Here is an 18,668-nt window from a genome sequence, read left to right on the forward strand (position 1 = left end):
GGAGAAGGCGCTCATTCCTCGCCGGGGCGCACGAGGCCGGTCTCGTAGGCCAGGACGACGGCCTGCACGCGGTCGCGCAGGTCGAGTTTGGACAGAATACGTCCGATGTGCGTCTTCACGGTGGCCTCGGACAGAAACAGGCGCTCGGCCAGTTCGGTGTTGGACAGCCCCCTTGCCGTGTGTGCCAGCACCTCGCGCTCGCGCTCGGTGAGTAGCTCCAGTATCGAGGCATCCCGCAGTCGGCCGCCGGATTCGCCGAGAAAGTGGTTCAGCAGTCGCCGAGTGACGCTCGGAGACACCACGGAGTCTCCGGCCGCCACCGAGCGCACCGCCGAGATGAGGGAGTCCGGTGGGGTGTCCTTGAGCAGGAACCCGGCGGCTCCGCCGCGCAATGCCGCAAGTGCGTACTCGTCCAGGTCGAAGGTCGTCATCACGAGGACTCTGGCACTGCCATCGCCGGCGATCCGCCGGGTCGCCTCCACCCCGTCCAGCACCGGCATCCGAACGTCCATCAGCACGACGTCGGGCCGGAGGTTCCGGGAAAGTTCCACGGCGTCCGCACCGTCGGCGGCCTCGCCGACGACCTCCACATCCTCCTGCGCATCGAGAACCATGCGAAGTCCCATGCGCATGAGTTCCTGATCATCCGCCAGTAGCACCCGAGCCATGCGGATCAGCTTAGAGGTCCCTGCGCGGAAGCGGAGCGCGAGAGCGGGAGTCCGGTGAGCGGAAGTGCCGCGTGCACGCGCCAACCACCTCCGTCGCGGGGACCGGCCTCGAACGAGCCACCGTAGGCCGTTGCCCGCTCGCGCATGCCGACCATGCCGTTACCACCCGAAGCCAACGGTGGCAGTATCCCCTTCGCACCGGTGTCGGACACGTCGATCTCGACGCACTGGCCGTCGTGGCCGATCCGTACCGACGCGGAGGCTTTCCACCCGGCGTGCTTGAGCACGTTGGTCAGCGACTCCTGCACGATGCGGTACACCCCGAGGCCGAGCCCTGCGGGGAGGTTCTTCAGGTCACCGTCGAGTTCCAGTTCGATCGGCAGCCCGAGAGCGCGAACACGTTCGACCAGGGATTCGATGGCGGAGATCGAGGGCTGCGGACTACGTTCCCGACCGGTTTCCTCCTGCGGATTGCGCAGCACCTGCAGCAGGCTGCGCAGTTCCGTCAGGGCCTCCCGGCCGGTGGTGCCGATGGTGTGCACGGCCTGTTCGGCGAGTTCGGGCTTGCTGCGCAGCGCGTAGGCGGCACCGTCGGCCTGGGTCACCATCACGCTCACCGAGTGCGCGAGAACATCGTGGAGTTCGCGGGCGATCCGGTTGCGTTCCTCCGCCACGGCGATCCGGGCCTGCTGGTCCTGTTCGAACTCCAGGCTGCGCAGCCGGTGTTCGACCTCGGCTTGATAGGCGCGGCGTGCTCCGACGAATTCGCCGAGTACCCAGCAGAAAGCCAGTTGCACCCCTTGTTGCAACAGCAGGAAGAGCAGCGCGACCGCGAGGCCCGCCTCGAAAAACCCGGTTGCCTGCTGGACCGTACCGACCGCGGACAGGACGAACACGGCAGCGGTGTAGAGCGCGGCCACTTTCCGGCCGACATAGGCGACCAGCGTATACAGCGTGATCTCGAGCGCCAGGCTTGCGGGGCGAGTAACCATGGTGGCCTGATCGAGCTGCTGCACCAGCAAACCCAGCAGCACGGTGCAGGCAGCCGGGATCGGCATCGTCCGCCGGAGCGCCAAGGGGCCGACCAGCAGGGCACTCGCGAGGACGTACCGGACCGGTGTCGTGGTGCCCGCGCTGTCGACCAGGAAAATCAGCACTTCCGGCACCAGCAGCAGCATGGCGACGGCACTGTCGCCTGCCACCGGGTGCGCGCGCATCCACAGACTCAATCTCCGCACGCTGTCAGCGTAGGGAAGGCGCCGGTGGGCGGACGTCATCCCATGGCGGCAGGCACGCTCCCCCGAGGTCGTAGCTCCTCAGGAGCGGTCCTGTTCCATCCGTTCCTCGGCGCGGGTGGTGAGTTCGGCCTTCATCCGCTGCTCCCGTTGGCGCGAGCGGATCCGGGAGAGCGCCCAGATCGTGATCGCATGCGCCACGGCCAGCACGAGCAGCATCACGCCGGTGCGGGCGACGACGGTTTCGATCGGGCTGCCGACATTCATCTCGGCCGTGGAGAACAAGGCGAGGATGCCCAGAACGGCCAGGTGGAACAGGACCGTGATGAGGCGGTTCACGGAATCCGCGACCTTCGGATCGGGGTAGACCTCCTCGAGGTAGGTCTCTCCGCTGCGCCGGATGAGCCTCCCGTCGACGAACACGAGCGCGACCCCGATGATCAGGAAAACGACATAGGACAGTACGCCCGGTTCCATGTGCCACACATCCTTCCGCGCGCGGTGCACGCCAAGATCGCAACAGGCCGTATGGACATCATTACCCACGGCAATGGATCTCGTAAACGCGCAGTCGGGGGTTTTGGGCGGTGTCCACCCGCCGGGTTGCTCTCCTGCCCGGTGCCCGCGTGGCAGGATGGTGCGCACATTTCTCACGCGACTGCTCGAACGAAGGGCCCGAGGTGAGTACGGGAGCACGGCACCAGTATTCGCACGGCCCGCTCTCGGCCGCCGTGGCGCAGCTGTGTACCGGTCTGCAATCGCAGGTGTCCGCGGCAACGGCCGCCGGTTTCCGCGAGGTGCTGCACCGACTGTCCGTCCCACTGCAGGTGGTGGTGGCCGGACGGATCAAGTCCGGCAAATCCACCCTGGTCAACGCTTTGATCGGGCGCCGCGTCGCCCCGACCGACATCGGGGAGTGCACGCATCTGGTCACCCGCTTCCAATACGGCACCGTGGACCGCGTCGAGATCGTGTTCCACGACGGCACCAAGCAGGCACTGCCGTTCGACGCCGACGGTGCCATTCCTGCCGATCTCGGAGTCGAGGTCGGCAGGGTTTCGCATCTGGAGGCGTACCTGACCAATGCCGTGCTGCGGGACCTCACGGTCATCGACACGCCGGGCCTGGGCTCACTGGATGCCGCCTCGGCTGCGCGTGCCGAACAGTTGCTCGGTTCCGGGCGGGAACACGCGGCCGATGGTGAACTCGATCCGGTCTCGCGCAGCGCCGTGGCCGGGGCCGAGGCCGTCTTGTACGTGGTGACCCAGGGGGTGCGAGCCGATGACCGACAGGCTCTGGCGACGTTCACCGCTGCGACCGGCAGTCGTGACGCCGGGCCGGTCAACGCGGTGGCGGTGTTGAACAAGGCCGACACCGTCGAACCGGACTCGGTGGCGGGCTCCGGCGGAGACGTGTGGCGGGCGGCCTCGATGCTCGCCGAGAAACAGGCCGAGCAGCTCAAGCCCAGGGTGGCCGACGTGCTGCCGGTCATCGGCCTGCTCGCCGAGACCGCGGAGACCGGCGAGTTCACCTCCGCCGATGCCGATGCCCTGCATGAGCTCGCCCGGCTCGATACGGCCACCAGGGACACGCTGCTGCTGTCGGCGGATCTGTTCACCGGCTGGGAGTGTGCCGTTCCGGCGGATGTGCGGAGTGGCCTGCTGAAGCGGATGGATCTCCACGGTATCGGGCGTGCGCTGGAGGCCATCGACGCCGATCCGGGAATCACCGCCGGTGCCCTCCGGCGCGCGATCCTGGACTCCTCCGGTATGGCGACGGTTCTGAGCAGACTGGACTCGGTCTTTCGCGCCCGTGCGGACGGGATCAAGGCAGCGGCCGGGCTGGGCTCGGTGAGTGCGCTGGTCCGTGCCTCCGGCGATCGCGGCGAGCACCGGAGGGTCCACGATGCCATCGAGGCCCTGCTTGCCCGGCCCGAAGCGCACCGGTTGCGCCTGCTGGAGGCGTTGACGCTGGTGACCTCCGGGGCGGTGTCGATGCCCGACGACCTCGTCGAGGAGGTGCTGCGAGTCGGCGGCACCGCCGATGTCGGTGAGCAACTGGGGCTGCCGGGGCATACTCGCCAGGAACTCGTGGAGCATGCGTTGGAGCGTGCGGGTTGGTGGCGCTCGTTCGCCTCGTTCGGTGCCACGCCCGCACAGAGCCGGGTGGCGCATGTGGTGCACCGTACGTACTTCCTGATCTGGCGGCAGCTCACGAGCCGGGGATAGCCGGTGCCGTGGTGCGGTTTTGGCGTGAAATCGCACCACTTAAGGTGAGAATCCGTGTGCATACCGCATCGAGGAGCGCGACCATGACCCCGACCGGTTCGTTGGGAAGTCCGACCGGTCCGTTGGGGAGTCTGCCGGGAGGAAGCACGGGTACCGCCGCCACACCCCTGCCCCGAGTGGTCAAGCAGGCCAGGGACAAGCTCTCCACACTGGTCCGCGAGGTCGACCCGAAGGCAGCCGAATGGGTCGAGCAAGTTCGCCGGTCGAGACCGTCCACACCGAGTGTGGTCGTGGTCGGTGAGACCAATCGAGGCAAGAGCTCGCTGGTCAACGCACTGATCGGCAGCGCAGGACTCTCGCCCGTGGATGCCGAGGTCGCCACGGCGAATTACCTGCGGTTCGAGCACGGTCCGGAGTGGGCCGCGCACGCCTGCTACCCGGGGCAGCAGGAACCCGTGCCGTTCGACCTCGACGAGCTGGCCAACTGGGTATCGGCGAACCATGAACTGCCCGAGGGCAGGCTTCCGCCGCGCTCCGTGCGAGTGCAGGCACCGCTGGAGACACTCGACCGGATCACCGTGGTCGACACCCCGGGCGTGGGTGGGCTGGAATCCCCGCATGGGGAACTGGCGGTGGAGGCGGCCGCATCGGCGACCGCTCTGCTGTTCGTCCTCGATGCCTCGGCCCCGCTCACCCGCGGCGAGCTGGACTTCCTGCACAACGTCGGTGACCGCGTGGAGACGGTGGTGTTCGCGCTGACCAAGACCGACCGGTATCGCGGATGGCGGCGGATACTGGAGGAGAATCGCAGGCTGCTGGCCGAGCACGCGCCGCGATTCGCCGAAGTCGCCTGCTACCCCGTCTCGGCCCGGATGACCGAACTCGCGGTGACGGCACCGCGTGAGCAGGCCGGTGACCTGCTGCGACAACGCTCGGGCATCATCGAGCTGCGGTCCGCGCTCGAGCAGCTCATCGGCGGCCGATCGGCGATGCTCGGCGAGGCGAACACCATGCGTGCCCTGTCCACCGTGCTGGGCGAGCTCATCGCGACGCTGGAAACCGAGAAACGTGCGCTGACTGTCGGTGCGGACGAGGCCGAATCGCTGCGTGCGCGCCGCGACGAGCTCTCGGCCGCCCGCCGTTCCTCCACGCGCGGACGGCAGGTGAAGCTGCGCGGAGAGATTCAGCGCACCAGGGTGGAGACCAATCACGAGGTCGCCAATCGGATCCGCGAGGTGCAGAACTGGTTCCGGCGAGCCATCGAGACCGCCGACCGCAAGCAGCTCACCGAGCTGCCGCGGCATGTCGACGCGGCGCTGCAGATGGTCTCCGCACGAATCGCCGCGATGCTGTCGAGCCGGCTCGTGGACGTGGCCGAGACTTCGCTGGCGGAACTGTTCTCCCGCGCCGAACTCGACGTGCTTCGCTCCCGGTTCGCCCGAGGTGCCCAGGCACCCGTGGCGCTGCGTCCGCCGGACAGGCGAGCACCGACGGCGGAGGACAAAATGCTGGTGTTCATGGGTGTCTCCGGCGGGCTCGGTGTGGGGCGCGCGGCGGCGATGCCGCTGGCGGGAGTCGGTGTGACCGCGCTGAGCCCGGTCGTCCTGCCGGTGACGATCGTGCTCGGCCTGGGAACGGGCTGGTGGATGGCCCGCACGCGTAAGCACGCGGCGGACAAGCAGCATCTGAAGCAATGGTTGGCCGAGGCGATCGCCGAGGCGCGTTCCACTCTCGAGCAGTTGGTGTCCGAGCAGCTCATCGAGGCCGAGCAGCAGCTTTCGCTGTCGCTCGACGAGGCCTTGATCGGGCGGATCGAGGCCATCGACCGCGAGCTGCACGAGGTGGAGCAGGCATTGAAGGTGGACGCCGCCGAGCGCGGCAGGCGGTTGCAGACCGTTGACCGCCGTCTCGACGAGATGCGGGCAGGGCACGAGCGAGCCGAGCAGCTGCTGGACCGCATCCGAGGCCTGCGTGACGGCGCTGAGTGAACGGACGTGGCCGGGCACGAGAACTGTCGTCTCCGCCTGTCGCGGCGGACGTCTTTCGTCCACTCGGGCTCGGCCTGGTGGAACCGACGAGTTCCACGCTGCGTCTCGAGTACGGAGAGATCGAATTCTCGGTTGCCGAACGGGGGAAGTATGTACGTCGAGGACACGGGAGCCGGTGACGGTGATATCCGGGTCACCGTCGAGGGGGAGGAATACACCGCCGAGGCCAATTACGATCTCGACGGCAACGGGATCGACGAGACGGCCGCGATGATGACCGAGGACCATTTCGTGGCCTACACCGACCAGGATGCCGACGGCGCGGCCGACATCATGCGCACCGTCGATTCCGAGGGCACCGTGGTCGCTCGGGCCCGTTACGAGGAGGCCGCCGGTCACTGGGTGTCCGAACGACCCCAGCAGCGATCACAGCAACAATCTCAGCAGCCGCACCGGCAACAACCCGCTGATGACGAGCCCCCGGGGCAAGCGGGCGCGGGATCGATGACGGTGGACACCCCGCAGGGAGACCGCCGGATCGGCCCGCCGACCGAGGACACCGACAACGACGGCAGGCCCGACACCGCGATCGTGCACACCGGTAGCGGCAGACTGATGGTCACCGATGTCGACGGGGACGGCTCGGCCGACCAGGTCGTCGAGATCAGTGACACCGGCGAGGTGACCGTGGTGCAGCACACCGGCGATGGGCAGTGGGCCGTGGTCGAGGACGGTCGCGTCGACCGGGCAGGCGGCTATGCCTCGAATCCGGACATGAGCAGCACCGAGGACGCGGCTTGGGAGGACTCCCCGCGGGACGTCGGTCGGCGGTACACCGAGCCCGCCGGATACCGGCAGGCCGGGGATCGGCAAGACGGGGATCGGCAAGACGGGGATCGGCAGGCCGATTCGGCGTGGCGCCCGGACTCGGACTCGCTTTGGGAATGGGACTAACCACAGCCGGTATGCGAAACGCTTCGCGCGGTGACCACGGCCGACTTTCGCGGAGTGGCCGGATGGTTGTGTGCGTGGCGATATGGCCGTGTGCCGGTCGCTTCGATGTCACCCGGTGTTCGTACTCATGTCCGATACGACGGAAATCCTGAAGCGGGATAGGACCGCAACGGGCGGATCTTTCGTCCCCACGCCGAAAAGATGGCTTTCTGAATCGATTCCCTTATCGTTCCTGTGAGCGAAGCGACAAGCTTGATCTCCGTCAGCGGCGCTCTGTCCAGTTAGCCTCGATGCATTCCCCTTGAAGTGTTCCGCCCGGGCTCACCGGGCGGGGCGGAGCATTCCCAGAAACGCCGCCGGGTAGTCCGGCGGTACGAACATTCCGGGCTGTGGCGCCCAGTCAGGAGACACGACGCGATGACCGCTCTGACCATCCCCGGTCTCGACCAGGCCCCCGTCGCGCACGAGCGCCTGCTGTCGTGGGTACGTGAGGTCGCGGAGCTGACCACCCCCGAGCGGGTGGTGTGGTGCGACGGGTCGCAGGAGGAATGGCAGCGACTGACCGACCGACTGGTCGAGGCGGGGACGTTCAAGCGCCTGGACGACGCCAAGAAACCGAACTCGTTCTGGACGGCCTCCGATCCCAGTGACGTTGCCCGCGTCGAGGAGCGCACCTACATCTGCTCCCGTGATCGCAAGGACGCCGGTGTCACCAACAACTGGATGCACCCGGACGAGATGAAGGCAACCATGGCCGAGCTCTACCGGGGTTGCATGCGGGGCCGCACGATGTACGTCGTGCCGTTCTGCATGGGTCCGGTGGAGGCCGACCCGCCGCGTCTCGGTGTGGAGATCACCGACTCCGAGTACGTCGTGGTCTCGATGCACATCATGACCAGGATGGGCGAGCGGGTGCTGGAGAAGTTCGGTACGGACGCCGATTTCGTTCCCGCCCTGCACTCGGTGGGTGCGCCGCTGGAGCCGGGCCAGCAGGATGTGGCCTGGCCCTGCAACGACACCAAGTACATCACCCACTTCCCCGAGGAGCGGCTGATCTGGAGCTTCGGCTCCGGCTACGGCGGCAACGCGCTGCTGGGCAAGAAGTGCTACTCGTTGCGGATCGCCTCGTCGATGGCCCGGGACGAGGGCTGGCTGGCCGAGCACATGCTCATCCTCAAGCTGATCTCCCCGGAGAACAAGGTCCACTACGTCGCCGCCGCGTTCCCCTCGGCCTGCGGCAAGACGAACCTGGCGATGCTGCAGCCGACGATCCCCGGCTGGAGGGTCGAGACCCTCGGTGACGACATCGCCTGGATGCGCTTCGGTTCCGACGGCCGGCTCTACGCGGTGAACCCGGAGGCCGGGTTCTTCGGTGTCGCGCCCGGGACGAACTGGAACACCAACCCGAACGCGATGCGCACCATCAACCAGGGCAACTCCATCTTCACCAACGTCGCGCTCACCGACGACAACGACGTGTGGTGGGAAGAGATGGAGGGTGACCCGCAGCACCTGACCGACTGGAAGCAGCGGGAGTGGACGCCGGACTCCGAGGAGAAGGCCGCGCACCCGAACTCCCGGTACTGCACGCCGATGTCGCAGTGCCCCATCCTGGCGCCCGAGTGGGACGACCCGAACGGCGTGCCGATCTCGGCGATCCTGTTCGGTGGTCGCCGTAAGACGACGATTCCGCTGGTCAACGAGTCCTTCGACTGGCAGCACGGGGTGTTCATGGGCGCCACGCTGTCCTCGGAGAAGACGGCCGCGGCTGCGGGCAGCGTCGGTGAGGTGCGGCGCGATCCGATGGCGATGCTGCCGTTCATCGGCTACAACGTCGGCGACTACTTCCAGCACTGGGTGAACGTGGGCAAGGAGGCTGACTCCTCCAAGCTGCCCCGGATCTACTACGTGAACTGGTTCCGGCGTGACGAGTCCGGCAAGAAGATCGTGTGGCCGGGCTTCAGCGAGAACTCGCGCGTGCTCAAGTGGATCGTCGACCGGATGGAGGGCAACGCGGCTGCCGAGGAGACGGCGATCGGCCGGGTCCCCTCCGCCGACCAGATCGACCTGTCCGGGCTCGACACTCCGCGTGCGGACGTCGACACCGCGCTGCACGTCGATCTCGACGAGTGGAAGGACGAACTTCCGCTGATCGAGGAATGGTTCGACACCATCGGTGACGACCTGCCCTCCTCGATGCGGGACGAGCTGGAAGCTCTCAAGCAGCGCCTGAACGGCTGAGTCGCTGGAGTCCCCTGGGTTGGTCGATTTCTCGAGAATTTGACCAACCCAGGGGAACGGGATCTGCTGGACCCGTCGTTCGCGGAGTCAGCGTTCCCGGCGCAGTGAGCGGGTGATCCCGGCGGCGACCGTGGTGGCCAGAATCCACCCCACGGCGATCAACACGACCGTGATCCACTGTGAGTGCCCCGTGGCCCGCCACATCACGTCATGTCCGAGGTTGATGATCGGTACGAGCTGATCCACCGTGTACAGGAACGGATTCCACACGGGGTGATCCTCCTCGTTGATCGGGTCCAGACGGTGGTATCCGAACCACGCCGTTCCCGCCACCGCGAACAGCAGCAGCCACAGCAAAGCACGAACCGGCTGGTAGCCGTAGTTGACCGTCACTCGCTGCAGCAGGCTCCACAGCAGTACCGGGACTCGCAGCGGGCGCCATGACGTGCCTGCGATCGCCCGGTAGCGGCGTCGCTGCTTTTCGATCAGCACGGTCACCGCATGCTGCTCGTTACCGTTCTCCCGGAACACCGTCGCGAGCTGGTCGTACGGCCCGGCCTGGTAGCGGCCCTTCGAGGTCGAGTGCAGCCACGCCAGCCGTTGCCGTACCCGCGTATGGTCGTTGAGCTCCACCGGTTTGGCGAAGTTGTCGTAGACGAAGTCCTCCACGTCGACGCCACCCGCCGCGGTCCACAGGGCGGCGTTGTCCTCCAGCAGCTCGCAGTGTGCCTGACGCAGCAGGATGCGCCCCTGCGGAGCCTCGGTGGGCAGCATCGTCAGTTCCTGCGTGTCCAGGCCGAAGGCATTGACGGCGTTGGTCCTTCCCGCACCCAAGTGGCAGCCCCAGAAGTTCGCCTGCCGCCCGATCACGGCCCGCCGCAGCTGCACCTCGCCTTCGGCGTTGAAGGTCCGCCTGCCCGAGGCGCACACCAAGTCACGCCCGACCGTGCTCGCCCGCAGGTCCAGTGCGGGCTTGTCGGCCTTGCGGTGGGGATGCCATGCGGGCTGGACCAGGTGGGTGGAGCGCAGGTCGATGTTGGCGCCGACCTGCGCATTCTGCAGGTGCAAGGTGCCCGAGATATCGGCATCACGGCAGTCCAGATTGCTGCCGACCTGTATCCGGTTGGCCAGCACGACGTCGGTGCGCGGCCCGACGAGCGTTGCCCTGTTGAGTTGGAAGCTGCCGGACACCTGCACATCGACCATGCGCAGTTGCCCGTGCAACGTGACCCCGACGGCTTCGAGGTTACCGAGGATGCCCGCGCCGTCGAGGTGCATCGCGCGCAGCGGTTGCTCGGTCGAATCCGTCGCCGACCGCGACCAGCTCAGATCGATTCGTGCCCCCGACAGATGCAGGTCGCCTGCGATCCTGGTGCTGACCATGCGAATCGTCCCGCCGCTGGTGAAGCCCTGGTCGAGCTGGGCATCCCCTTGAATCTCGCCGCGGTCGAGGATCAGCGTGCTGACGGGGTCGCCGTGTTTCGATGCGCCCCGCTGCGGCGGGCCGGTTCCCGGTTCGAGGACCGCATCGCGTAATCGAAGGTCACCGGACACGTATGCGCTCGGCATGTAAATCAGGCCTGCTGCCGAGAACACGCCGCCCTGGTGGAGTTCCATGTCGGCTCGCAGCGAACCGGCGATCCGGATCCCGTTGGCGTTGAGGGCGACACGGCCCCTGTTGCGCAGCGCGGCTCCGCACAGGTTGAGATTGCCGCCGATCTTCGCACCGGGAAGGCGCAGCTCACCGGCCACCCGGGTGCGCATCGCCAGCAGCGCACCGCCCACATTCAGACGGTCGGCGTGTACGGCACGCCTGGCCGGATTGTGCAGGCCACTGCCGGTGAGTTCGAGCGAGCCACCGATCTGGGCGTCGGCGAGATTGACGACGCCGCCGACGCTGGTGCAGCCGATCAGTACGGCGTCGTTGCCGGTGGTCAGATTGCGCGCGCGCAGGCCGGGGAAGCGGCACTGCTTCAGCACCAGGCCACCGAGCTGTGCCTGGCGCAGGTCCGGGGGCTGCTCGAACCGGCACCGGACGAATTCCAGCAGGTAGGGCAGATCCGCCGCGCGCAGGTCGAGATGGCCGGTGACGACCGAGTCCTGCACGCAGATGACCGGTGGTTGCGCGCTGCGGCGCCAGAACGGGCGCCACCCGCCCTCCTCGGGAGATTCGACGAGCCTGCGTGTCAGGTACTCACCACGGACTTCCTGCTCGGGGTCGTGCGGATCGGCATGCACGTCGAGCTCTTCGAGTTCCGTGTCGCTGCGCCGGTTGCCCCAGGGTCTTGCCTGGCCGAGCATCTCGTCGAGGCGTTGCTCGGCCGGGGTCGGCGATCCGTTGTTCTCCCAGGGTTTGCCCGCCACTGCTGCTCCCACGTCGATGGCCCGCTGATCGACTCGACCAGTGCGATCCACCGAGGTGCTCCGGTGGGACTCACCCGGCGTGAACGACACTGTCGGTATTCGATCATCCACTCATCAACACGGACGCATGAGACGGCGCATCGGTTCCTGCGCCGAGAGTGCCCGAATCATCACGATCACTGCTCGCTCACCACGCGGACCTCGGTGAGGCCACCCCTTCCGGTGAGTTTTTTGCAGTTTCGCGCGAAACTGCAATTTTTCGTCGGCAGCTACTCGGCGGCTCCGGTATGGGTCGGATTGAGGACGCGGGCCAGGAACGAGCGGGTGCGCTCCTCCCGTGGTGCGCCGATGACCTCGGCGGGCGGCCCCTGTTCGACGATGCCGCCGCCGTCCATGAACAGCACCCGGTCGGCGACCTCCCGGGCGAACTGCATTTCATGGGTGACCACGAGCATCGTCATGCCCTCCTCGGCGAGCCCGCGCATCACGGCGAGCACATCGCCGACGAGCTCCGGGTCCAGCGCCGATGTCGGCTCGTCGAACAACATCACATCGGGATTCATCGACAGCGCCCGCGCGATGCCCGCGCGTTGCTGTTGCCCCCCGGACAGCTGCGGCGGCATCGCATCGGCTTTGTCCGCCAGTCCGACGCGATGCAGATTCTCGCGCGCGATGCTCTCGGCCTCGGCCTTGCCGCGCCGGAGCACCTTGCGCTGTGCCACGGTCAGGTTCGACAGCACCGACAGATGCGAGAACAGGTTGAACTGCTGGAAGACCATGCCGATGCGCCTGCGCACGGTATCGATGTCGGTGTCCGGATCGGTCAGCTCGACCCCGTCCACCGTGATCGAGCCCGCCGTCGGTTCCTCCAGCAGGTTCACGCATCGCAGCAGCGTGGACTTGCCCGAGCCCGACGGCCCGATCACACAGACCACCTCGCCGGTGGCGACCTGTTGGTCGATGTCGCGCAGGACTTCCAGCGCTCCGAAGGACTTGCCGAGTCCCGAGATGTCGATCATCGCGTCGCTCATGCCTTACCTCCGTTGGTACGGCCGGACTTGCTCGCTGTGCCTTTGACATAGCGACGTTCCAGTAGATCCGAGACCCGGGACAGCGGAACCGTGATCACCAGGTAGCACAGCCCCGCGATCAACAGCGGCGTCAACGACTCGTGCTCGGTCAGTGCCGCTCGGCCGAACTTGGCGAGTTCGTACTGGCTGTTCGCCAGTCCGAGCAGGTAGATCAGTGAGGAATCCTTCGTGATCAGGATCAACTCGTTGGTCAGCGGAGGCAGGATGATCCTGAATGCCTGGGGCATGGTCACGGTGACCATCGTGCGCATGGGCGACATGCCCAGTGAACGCGCTGCTTCGATCTGGCCGGGTGGTACGGCCTGCACTCCCGCACGGATCGTCTCGGCGATGTAGGCAGCTCCCACCAGCCCGAGCGCGAGCATGGCGGTGGAGTAGATGTCGAACCGGATTTGGAAGGCGATCGGCACACCGAAGCCCAGCACGACGAACACCAGCAGGGCGGGAAGACCGCGAAAGAACTCGATGTAGGCGGTGGCGATCCAACGGTACGGGCCGACCGAGGACAGGCGCATGAGGGCGAGCACGATCCCGAGTCCGAGCCCGAATCCGAATCCGAGCGCGGTGTAGATGATCGTGTTCCGCAGTGCGAGGGTGATGATTTCCGGGAACTGCGCCATCGCGACATCGACGTTGAAGAACGCCTTCGCGATCGCCGCCCAGTCGGCCAGGAAGGCCGCGAGCAGCGCTACCACGACGAGCACGGTGTACTGGATGCCGCGGCTCAGCCGAGCCCGTTGTCGTCGCCCCAGCCCCTGCTTGGGGCGCCCCTGTGTGGGCTGCTGGGCCTCTACTGTCATCGAATCTCCTGGTTTGGTGGGCGGGGCCGACGGTGGCCGGACATCGGCCCCGTGAACGACTCGAGCGGGTCACTCGGGTTGCTTACCGAACCACTTCCGGTAGATCTTGTCGTACTGCCCGCTTTCCTTGAGCCTGCTCAGGGATTCGTTGACCTTCTTCAGCAGTGCGTCGTCACTGGTAGCCACGCCGATGCCGTACTTGTCGCCGGTGGTGAACTCGTTGGTGATCTCGACACCGGGGTTGTTCTTGGTGTAGTACGCCAGCACGCTGTTGTCGTTGATCGCGACATCGACCCTGTTGGTTTCGACCGCCTTGATCATCAGCGGCAGGTTCTCGAACTGCACGACGGTGTAGCCGTTTTTCTCGGCGTGCTTCCGGGCGAACTTCTCACCGGTCGTGGCCAGCTGCACCCCAACCTTCTTGCCCCGCAGGTCGGACAGCTGTGTCATACCGGAGTCCTTCGGCGTGAGCAGTGCCTGCGTCGCCTCGAAGTAGGGGTCGGAGAAGTCGAAGTTCTCCTCTCGAGTGGGGGTGATGCTCATCGCTGCCGCGGCGACATCGCACTGCCCGCTGTTGAGGGCCACACCCGACTGGATGCCCGAGAAGGGAGTGTCCACGATCTTTTGCTCGACTCCGAGGTCCTCGGCGATCAGGTCCACCAGTTCGACGTCGAAGCCGACGATCTCTCCGTTCTTGTGGAACTGGAACGGCGCATAGTCGGTGTGCGTGCAGGTGGTCAGCTTGCCCGGGTTGGTCAGGGCAAGGCCGTCTCCCGAACTGCCGGACGTTGTCGACTCCGCACAGCCGGCCATCGCGGTCAGCAGTGCCAGGGCCGGTACCAGGGCGACTGCTCGGAGTGTTCTTCGACGCGCCACGGTGTCTCCTCCTCGACGTGAATCCAGATGCTGGGATCCTGCCATCCGCAGGAAACCGTTCATACAGTCGAGTGGATTTCGATCCCGTCAATATTTGCCCACTCGGGATGGACAGGATGAAAGAGACACTTTTGGTGACCCGGAGTGATTGCCGTGATCGGAACGGGAACGGGAAGTGCCGCTGCGAGTCGGCACTTCCCGGGTGACTGCGGGGCCTCACGTGCGCCGAGGTGCGCTCGGCAGCGGTTCGGGCCTAGGGTGATCGGCGTCGAGAGGAGCCGACCGTGCGTGCTGTGCAGTATCACACCGTGGGGCAGCCGCCCGAGCTGCGCAGGATTCCGGAACCGGAGCCCGGTCCGGGAGAGGTCCTGCTCGAAGTCACCGCCGCAGGGCTGTGCCACTCCGACATCGCCGTCATGAACTGGACCGCCGAGGAATTCCCCTATCCGCTTCCGCTCACCCTGGGCCACGAGGGCGCGGGCCGGGTGGCGGCTCTGGGCAGCGGTGTGCACGAGTTCTCCGTCGGTGACTCGGTGATCGTCTACGGCCCGTGGGGCTGCGGCCAGTGCCATGCCTGCGCACGCGGGAAGGAGAACTACTGCCTGCACGCCGCCGAGCGGGCGATCCGCCCACCGGGCCTGGGGGCGCCCGGGGCGCTCGCCGACTACCTGCTCGTCGATGCGCCGAGACACCTGGTACCGATCGGCGACCTCGATCCGGTGCGGACGGTGCCGTTCACCGACGCAGGACTGACTCCGTATCACGCGATCAAGAAATCGCTGCCCAAACTGGTTCCGGGCAGCACGGCCGTGGTGATCGGCGCGGGCGGGCTCGGCCATCTCGCGATCCAATTGCTGCACGCGCTTTCGCCTGCGCACGTGGTTGCGCTCGATATCAGCGAGGACAAGCTCGCGATCGCCCGCGAGGTCGGTGCCGACGAGGTGCTGCTCTCCGACGAACACGCCGTCGGGAAAGTCCGCGACATCACCGAAGGGCGCGGTGCCGAGTTGGTGCTCGACTTCGTCGGCAATGACGCCACCGGGAGAACGGCCGCCGGCTGCGCGGGGATCGAGTCCGACCTGACGATCGTCGGTGTCGGCGGTGGCAGCCTCCCGGTCGGCTTCGGGCTGACTCCCTTCGCGTGCTCGGTCTCCGCACCGTACTGGGGTGGGCGGGACGAGCTGATCGAGCTGGTGCGCCTGGTCGAGCAGGGCGTCGTGTACTCCGAGGTCGAGGTGTACAGCCTCGACGAGGTGCCCCATGCCTACGCGGGACTGGAAAGCGGCACGATCAACGGTCGCGCCGTCGCCGTTCCCTCGGGAGGACCCTCCGCCTGAGAGGTCCGCGGGCCGTGCCGATCGTGGCGGGAAGGGCCACCGACCTCTCGCGCTGTGCTCCCGTCAGCGCCGGGCGTGCGCGTCGAGGACATAGGCGATGGCGGAGGTCACCTTCGTGGCGTAGGCGAGATCCAGCGATTCGTCCGGGACGTGGGCGTTGCTGCTCGGCCCGAGCGCCCCCGTCACGACGAACTGCGCGTTCGGGTAGGCGTTGTGCAGCAGTCCCATGAACGGAATCGAGCCGCCGAGCCCCATGGTGCGCCAGCCTCCGCCGAAAACCTCCTCGCCGGCTGCGTCCAGTGCCGTGCTCAGCCACGGCGCCACTTCCGGAGCGTTCCAGCCCAGGTTGGCCTCGGAGCGACCGAAGGTGACGCGCGCGCCGTAGGGCACATCGATCGACAAGGTCGAGCGCACCGCATCCAGTGCTGCCTCGGGGTCGGCGGTCGGCGGGATTCGGAAGCTCAGGCTCAGCGTGGTGGAGGGCCGCAGTACGTTGCCCGCGTCGCCCGGAGCGGGCAAGCCCTCCGCGCCGATCACCGACAATGTCGGCCGCCACCAGTTGTTCAACGCCAGCTCGGTCTCCTCATCGCTGACCAGACGCATGCCGTCGAGCGGGGAAACCTGGTCTGCGACCAGGCCGGGAGCGGCCTCGACCCCGGCCCGTGCTTGCCGTGCGCGATCCGCGGGAATGGCCACGTTCATTTCGGGCAGCAGGACCTCGCCGGTCGCCGAGTCCTCCAGCCGGTCCAGCAGTTGCCGCGCGACCCGGAAGGAGCTGGGTACCAGTCCACTGGCCGTACCGGAGTGCTGGCCACTGTCGAGGACCTGCACGGTCACGTCGAGCTGCACCATGCCGCGCAGCGAGTTGGTCAGCCACAGTCGCTCGTAGTCGCCGCCGCCCGAGTCCAGGCACACCACCAGCGAGACGGTGCCGAGCCGGTCGGCGAGATGATCCAGGTAAGTGGGCAGATCGGGACTGCCGGACTCCTCACCGGTCTCCAGCAGCACCACGCAGCGCGCGTGGGCACCGCCATGGGAACGGACCGCTTCCAGGGCGGTGATCGCCGCGTACCCGGCGTAGCCGTCATCGACCGCACCGCGCCCGTACAGGCGACCGTCCCGGATCACCGGAGTCCACGGGTCGAGTCCTTCGGACCAGCCACCGACCGGGGGCTGTTTGTCGAGGTGCCCGTACAGCAGCACGGTCTCGTCCGGTGCACCTGCACTCGCGGGGATATCGACCAGCAGCAGTGGTGTGCACCCCGGTAGGCGCATCACCTCGACGTCCGCTCCGGTGATGCCTCGTGTCGAGATCCACTGGCGGAGATGAGCGATGGCCGCGTCCAGATGCCCGCTTGCAGCCCAGTCGGCATCGAAAGCCGGGGACATCGCCGGGATCTCGACCAGCTCGCACAAGCTCGGCAGGACGGCGTCGTCCCACACTCGTTCCACGGTCTTGTTCACTGCTGCACGATCCACACCCACGATCGTATTCCCACGTTCCGGGACGGCGCGACGGAGGCGGTGGTCACGCAGGTGGAGCTTCCCCGGATGAGGTCAGCCCCATTCGCCGCACGGTTGAACCCCGCCGCCAGCAGGGCGGCCAGGAGCACGCCGAACACCAGCCCGAGCAGCGCGGAGAGCAAGGAGTGGATCACCATGCCGATCCAGACGGTCGCCTGGGATGGAGGCGGACCCTGTGCCAGCGTCGCGATGACCCTGAACGGTGCCAGCGCGGGTTTACCCGTCGTGGTCGCGAACCAGGAGTTCAATGCGGCGAACGCGACCCCGGCGAGGACCCCGGAAGCGAATCCCCGGCCCAACCAGGCTCCGATGCCACTGGATGCACTCCGTTGATGAGATACCGCGTCGGCTGACCTGCTTATACTGCTCCATCTCCAACCGGAACCGCTTTGTGAAGCCCCCGGGAAGTGAGCTCGTGTGTCCGGAGGAATAGGCCCAGTCCCGCGGAGACGCCCCCTTCCGCAGTACAGCGCAGGTGCAAGCCGGTTCAGCCGCCTCCACCGCCGTCGCCGCCACCGTCCCCACCCCCACCGCCACCGGCGCCTGCGGCAGCCGCTCCGGCGGCGATGGCAGCACCGGCCTCCGCGATGGCGGCCTCGACGGCACCGCCGAGGTGCTCGCCCTTGGCGATCGACTTCGCCATCCTGCGTTCGGTCCGGTCGAAGCCGAAGGCGTGCACGAGGTTGCTCGCGTGCACGAGAGCGATGAGCAGGGCGAGCCGGTTGTCGATCGGACGTTCGACCCGTAGCACCTGCCGAAGCTCGGAGATCAGGGAATCGCGCACCAGGTTGTCGGGCACGTGGCGGTCGTGCGGAATGAAGCCGAGGAACTTGTGCTCGTGCCGGGTGAGCAGCCCGTGCCCGGTGAGCCGGCGTCGGTGCTCCTTGAACGCCGAGGTTCGCCTGGACAGCCAGGAGGAGAGCTCGAGCGGCTTGCCCTGTGGCCCGGACTTTGTCACCAGGTGTTCCAACAGGGAATCCGTCCAGGAAACACCGGACGGCCTCGGGTCGAGAATGTGCAGCTTGACGCGCTTCCACTTGGTGCGCTCGGCCATGACGCGGTGTTGCAGCGCGAGCTCGCCGATCTCGGCGGCTGCCGTCGTGACACTCGGATTGGCGTTGAGGTGGTGGGAGCCGTTCCGTTTGTGCAGCAACAGCACGACCTCACCGGGGAGCGGAACCGCGCGCTGTGAGTACTCGTTCACGCAGCACAGTCTGCCTTCTCGGACTTCCGAGTGGGGCACTTTTCGACCTGGCGAAATCTTGCCAACCGATCATCGGTGGTACAACCGTCCCAGGGGCATCAGTCGGACCTCCATCCCTTGGATGACCTGGGATTTCGTCCCCTCGGAGAGCGGACTAC

15 protein-coding genes are annotated in these 18,668 nt (G+C 67.0%); 5 read left to right on the forward strand and 10 right to left on the reverse strand.

The window, feature by feature from the left end; translation table 11 throughout:
- Positions 1-11: 11 nt before the first annotated feature.
- The 3 genes from JOF55_RS11485 to JOF55_RS11495 all read right to left on the reverse strand — a co-directional run bounded on the left by JOF55_RS11485 (position 12) and on the right by JOF55_RS11495 (position 2,380).
- On the reverse strand, positions 12-668 hold the full coding sequence (locus JOF55_RS11485) for a response regulator (RefSeq protein WP_310273388.1): 657 nt from the start codon (positions 666-668) through the stop codon (positions 12-14).
- 5 nt (positions 669-673) lie between these two features.
- Entirely contained in the window at positions 674-1,906 is a 1,233-nt protein-coding gene (locus JOF55_RS11490) for a sensor histidine kinase (RefSeq protein ID WP_310273390.1), read from the reverse strand.
- Positions 1,907-1,984: 78 nt separating this feature from the next.
- Positions 1,985-2,380: a hypothetical protein gene (locus JOF55_RS11495; RefSeq protein WP_310273392.1), complete on the reverse strand. Its 396-nt coding sequence runs from the start codon at positions 2,378-2,380 to the stop codon at positions 1,985-1,987.
- A 203-nt stretch (positions 2,381-2,583) separates the two neighbouring features.
- On the opposite strand from JOF55_RS11495, the gene JOF55_RS11500 reads away from it, so the two are divergent.
- From JOF55_RS11500 to JOF55_RS11515, 4 genes are all read left to right on the forward strand, one after another.
- Entirely contained in the window at positions 2,584-4,131 is a 1,548-nt protein-coding gene (locus JOF55_RS11500; protein WP_310273394.1) for a dynamin family protein, read from the forward strand.
- 83 nt (positions 4,132-4,214) lie between these two features.
- A complete protein-coding gene (locus tag JOF55_RS11505; protein ID WP_310273396.1) occupies positions 4,215-6,119 on the forward strand; it encodes a dynamin family protein in 1,905 nt (634 codons plus the stop codon).
- Positions 6,120-6,269: 150 nt separating this feature from the next.
- Positions 6,270-7,073, forward strand: coding sequence for a DUF6802 family protein (locus JOF55_RS11510; protein WP_310273398.1), 804 nt, complete (start codon positions 6,270-6,272; stop codon positions 7,071-7,073).
- A gap of 417 nt (positions 7,074-7,490) precedes the next feature.
- The gene (locus JOF55_RS11515) at positions 7,491-9,314 is read left to right on the forward strand and encodes a phosphoenolpyruvate carboxykinase (GTP) (protein WP_310273400.1); all 1,824 of its coding nucleotides are present in this window, start codon (positions 7,491-7,493) and stop codon (positions 9,312-9,314) included.
- Positions 9,315-9,401: 87 nt separating this feature from the next.
- Here the strand turns inward: JOF55_RS11515 and JOF55_RS11520 are convergent, their stop codons facing one another.
- From JOF55_RS11520 to JOF55_RS11535, 4 genes are all read right to left on the reverse strand, one after another.
- Positions 9,402-11,729: a hypothetical protein gene (locus tag JOF55_RS11520; RefSeq protein WP_310273402.1), complete on the reverse strand. Its 2,328-nt coding sequence runs from the start codon at positions 11,727-11,729 to the stop codon at positions 9,402-9,404.
- A gap of 218 nt (positions 11,730-11,947) precedes the next feature.
- Positions 11,948-12,709, reverse strand: a complete 762-nt coding sequence (locus JOF55_RS11525; RefSeq protein WP_310273404.1) for an amino acid ABC transporter ATP-binding protein — start codon at positions 12,707-12,709, stop codon at positions 11,948-11,950.
- Complete coding sequence (locus JOF55_RS11530; protein ID WP_310273405.1) at positions 12,706-13,569, reverse strand: amino acid ABC transporter permease; 864 nt, start codon at positions 13,567-13,569, stop codon at positions 12,706-12,708. The genes JOF55_RS11525 and JOF55_RS11530 overlap by 4 nt, the downstream gene beginning before the upstream one ends.
- Before the next feature lie 69 nt (positions 13,570-13,638).
- The gene (locus JOF55_RS11535; protein WP_510184016.1) at positions 13,639-14,490 is read right to left on the reverse strand and encodes a basic amino acid ABC transporter substrate-binding protein; all 852 of its coding nucleotides are present in this window, start codon (positions 14,488-14,490) and stop codon (positions 13,639-13,641) included.
- Between the two features lie 239 nt (positions 14,491-14,729).
- Between JOF55_RS11535 and JOF55_RS11540 the strand changes: the two genes are divergently transcribed.
- Positions 14,730-15,782, forward strand: a complete 1,053-nt coding sequence (locus JOF55_RS11540) for an NAD(P)-dependent alcohol dehydrogenase (RefSeq protein ID WP_310273409.1) — start codon at positions 14,730-14,732, stop codon at positions 15,780-15,782.
- 63 nt (positions 15,783-15,845) lie between these two features.
- On the opposite strand, the gene JOF55_RS11545 is transcribed toward JOF55_RS11540, so the two are convergent.
- The 3 genes from JOF55_RS11545 to JOF55_RS11555 form a co-directional block, all read right to left on the reverse strand.
- Positions 15,846-17,270 (reverse strand): M20/M25/M40 family metallo-hydrolase, encoded by a 1,425-nt coding sequence (locus JOF55_RS11545; RefSeq protein ID WP_374727460.1) that lies wholly within the window; start codon positions 17,268-17,270, stop codon positions 15,846-15,848.
- Positions 17,243-17,605 carry a hypothetical protein gene (locus JOF55_RS11550; RefSeq protein ID WP_310273414.1) on the reverse strand — a complete coding sequence of 121 codons (363 nt, stop codon included), beginning with the start codon at positions 17,603-17,605 and terminating at the stop codon, positions 17,243-17,245. The genes JOF55_RS11545 and JOF55_RS11550 overlap by 28 nt, the downstream gene beginning before the upstream one ends.
- Positions 17,606-17,793: 188 nt before the next feature.
- Complete coding sequence (locus JOF55_RS11555; protein WP_310273416.1) at positions 17,794-18,510, reverse strand: GOLPH3/VPS74 family protein; 717 nt, start codon at positions 18,508-18,510, stop codon at positions 17,794-17,796.
- Between the last annotated feature and the right edge of the window lie 158 nt (positions 18,511-18,668).

Source organism: Haloactinomyces albus (assembly GCF_031458135.1).
Classification (GTDB): Bacteria; Actinomycetota; Actinomycetes; order Mycobacteriales; family Pseudonocardiaceae; genus Haloactinomyces; species Haloactinomyces albus.

What these genes read in the sequence shown, in the direction of transcription:
- JOF55_RS11485 (WP_310273388.1), bottom strand. Translation starts at nt 668, where the DNA reads ATGGCTCGGGTGCTACTGGCGGATGATCAGGAACTCATGCGCATGGGA.
- JOF55_RS11495 (WP_310273392.1), bottom strand. Translation starts at nt 2,380, where the DNA reads ATGGAACCGGGCGTACTGTCCTATGTCGTTTTCCTGATCATCGGGGTC.
- JOF55_RS11505 (WP_310273396.1), top strand. Translation starts at nt 4,215, where the DNA reads ATGACCCCGACCGGTTCGTTGGGAAGTCCGACCGGTCCGTTGGGGAGT.
- JOF55_RS11510 (WP_310273398.1), top strand. Translation starts at nt 6,270, where the DNA reads ATGTACGTCGAGGACACGGGAGCCGGTGACGGTGATATCCGGGTCACC.
- JOF55_RS11515 (WP_310273400.1), top strand. Translation starts at nt 7,491, where the DNA reads ATGACCGCTCTGACCATCCCCGGTCTCGACCAGGCCCCCGTCGCGCAC.
- JOF55_RS11525 (WP_310273404.1), bottom strand. Translation starts at nt 12,709, where the DNA reads ATGAGCGACGCGATGATCGACATCTCGGGACTCGGCAAGTCCTTCGGA.
- JOF55_RS11530 (WP_310273405.1), bottom strand. Translation starts at nt 13,569, where the DNA reads ATGACAGTAGAGGCCCAGCAGCCCACACAGGGGCGCCCCAAGCAGGGG.
- JOF55_RS11535 (WP_510184016.1), bottom strand. Translation starts at nt 14,490, where the DNA reads ATGGCAGGATCCCAGCATCTGGATTCACGTCGAGGAGGAGACACCGTG.